The organism is Streptomyces muensis (assembly GCF_021474425.1).
Taxonomy (GTDB): domain Bacteria; phylum Actinomycetota; class Actinomycetes; order Streptomycetales; family Streptomycetaceae; genus Streptomyces; species Streptomyces muensis.
Window position 1 is genome coordinate 1 of record NZ_JAKEIP010000524.1, and the last position, 2,189, is coordinate 2,189.

Annotated in this window: 2 protein-coding genes and 2 pseudogenes; 2 read left to right on the forward strand and 2 right to left on the reverse strand. The window is 71.1% G+C overall.

What is annotated here, in order from left to right:
* Positions 1–151 (forward strand): annotated as a pseudogene (gene rocD, locus L0P92_RS43970) (ornithine--oxo-acid transaminase); the annotation flags it as partial.
* A 48-nt stretch (positions 152–199) separates the two neighbouring features.
* Here rocD and L0P92_RS43975 read toward each other — a convergent pair.
* Entirely contained in the window at positions 200–1,387 is a 1,188-nt protein-coding gene (locus L0P92_RS43975) for a glutathionylspermidine synthase family protein (protein WP_234768738.1), read from the reverse strand.
* A 12-nt stretch (positions 1,388–1,399) separates the two neighbouring features.
* Positions 1,400–1,747 carry a hypothetical protein gene (locus tag L0P92_RS43980; RefSeq protein ID WP_234768739.1) on the reverse strand — a complete coding sequence of 116 codons (348 nt, stop codon included), beginning with the start codon at positions 1,745–1,747 and terminating at the stop codon, positions 1,400–1,402.
* Positions 1,748–1,883: 136 nt separating this feature from the next.
* Between L0P92_RS43980 and L0P92_RS43985 the strand changes: the two are divergent.
* Positions 1,884–2,189, forward strand: a pseudogene (locus L0P92_RS43985) (hypothetical protein); the annotation flags it as partial.

Genomic DNA, 2,189 nt, shown 5'->3' on the forward strand with positions numbered 1-2,189 from the left:
GGGGCGGGAGGTGTCCGAGCGGCTGATGGATCGGGGGGTGCTGGTGAAGGACACCCAGGGGGCGACGATCCGGATCGCGCCGCCTCTGGTGATCGGGAAGGAGGATCTGGACTGGGGGCTCGCCCAGTTGCGGGGTGTGCTCGGGGTGTGAGGGAGAGGGAGGGGGCGGTTCGGCGGGGCGGCCGGGATGACGAGGGCGTCAGAGGATCACGTGGGGCAGAAAGCGTGCGTACTCGTCGGTGATCAGGCCGGACGACTCGCGGATGCCGAGGCCTGCCGACTCGTCCTCGACGACCCAGGCGCCGAGGACGACGTGGTTGCCGTCGAAGGTGGGGAGCGGGGCCAACTGCTGGTAGCAGCAGGGCTCTTCGCGGACGGGGGGCGTCTCGGAGCCGGGTTCGTGGACCGTGACGCCCGCGCCCTCGCGGCCGAGCAGGGGCTTGGCGACGTAGCCCGTGGTGGTCGCCAGTTCCCGCGGGCCGTCGAGGTAGGCGGGGAGCAGGTTCGGGTGGTCCGGGTAGAGCTCCCAGAGGATCGCCAGGAGGGCCTTGTTGCTGAGGAGCATCTTCCAGGCCGGTTCGATCCAGAGGGTCGTGCCGGTGCCGCCGCCATTGTCGAGGGTGTCCAGGACGTGGCCGGCGAAGCGGTCGGTGGTGAGCCATTCCCAGGGGTAGAGCTTGAAGCAGCTGCGGATGAAGCGGAGTCGGGTGTCGACGAAGCGGCCGGAGAGCGGGTCCCAGCCGATCTCCTCCATGGAGATCCAGGCGGTGTCCAGGCCCGCCTGGTCGGCTGTCTCCTGAAGGTAGGCGACCGTCATCAGGTCCTCGCCGAGTTCGTCGGCGGAGGAGTACGCGAAGTAGAGGGGACTGCCGGGAGGCAGCAGGGCGGACTGCTTCTTCCAGGCGGCGACGAGACGTTCGTGGAGGGAGTTCCACTGGTCGGCGCCCGGGAAGCGCTCCTCCATCCAGAACCACTGGGGGGACGCGGCCTCGACGAGGGACGTGGGGGTGTCGGCGTTGTACTCCAGGAGCTTCGCCGGGCCGGTGCCGTCGTAGCGGAGGTCGAACCGGCCGTAGAGGGAGGGGAGTTCGGCGCGGCGGCGCCAGGCGTCGGCGACCGCGTTCGCGACCCGCGGGTCGGTGATGCCGAGGTCGGCGAAGCGGTCGGCGCGGACGATGTGGTCCGCCGCGGCGAGGCACATGCCGTGCAGTTCCTCGACGACCTCCTCCAGCGCCTCGACCTCGGCCAGGGAGAAGACGTAGTGGGCGCTCTCGTCCCAGTACGGGCGCAGGGAGTTGTCGGGGTGGCGGGTGAGGGGGTAGACGAGGCCCTGTTCCTCGACGGTCTGCTGCCAGCCGGGGCGGGGTTCGATCGTGCGGCGTTCCATCGGCCTGCCCGCTCAGCCGCCGCTGCTGCCCGAGCCGGAGCAGCCGAAGCCGCCTCGGTCGACGGCGTCGCTGCGGTTGAAGGTGCCGTAGTCGGCGCGGCCGCCGTCGGTGTCGGCGTCGTAGTACCAGGCGGCGTCGGAGCCGCCGGTCTTCTTCCTGGTGCTCTTGCCGTACGAGGAGCTGGAGCCTGACGTGCAGTTCTTGTCCGCGATGACCTTGTAGCCCTCGTAGGTGTAGCTGTCGCGGTCGACGCAGCGGCGGTCCGGTTCCGAGCCGCACGAGGTCAGGGCCGCGGCGATGACGCCCATGCCGCCCAGGACGACGGTGCTCGAGCGCAGTCGGCGTCGTGTTTCCGCCATGTGTGTCCCCCGATGGTCCGTTCGGTCCCGATGATCCGTCCGGTGTTCAGCGGACAGCCTAAAGATCGCCGCACGCCGCCCCGCAAGGCCCCCCGGGCCGCACCCTCCCGCCTACAGTCGGTTTGTGCTCTTCGGAATGATCTGCGCCCTTGGTGCGGCGGTCTGTTTCGGCGCGGCCACCGTCCTTCAGGCCGTGGCCGCGCGGGCGGCGAGTGCGCAGGGGGGCCGGGGCGGCGCGGCGGGGGTGCTGCTGCGGGCGCTTCGGCAGTGGCGGTATCTGGCCGGGCTCGCCCTGGACGGGCTGGGGTTCGTCTTCCAGGTCCTCGCCCTGCGGTCGATTCCCATCTACGCCGTGTCGGCGGCGCTGGCGTCCAGTCTCGCGGTGACCGCGGTCGTCGCGGCGCGGTTGCTGGGGGTGCGGTTGCGGCGGAGCGAGTGGGGC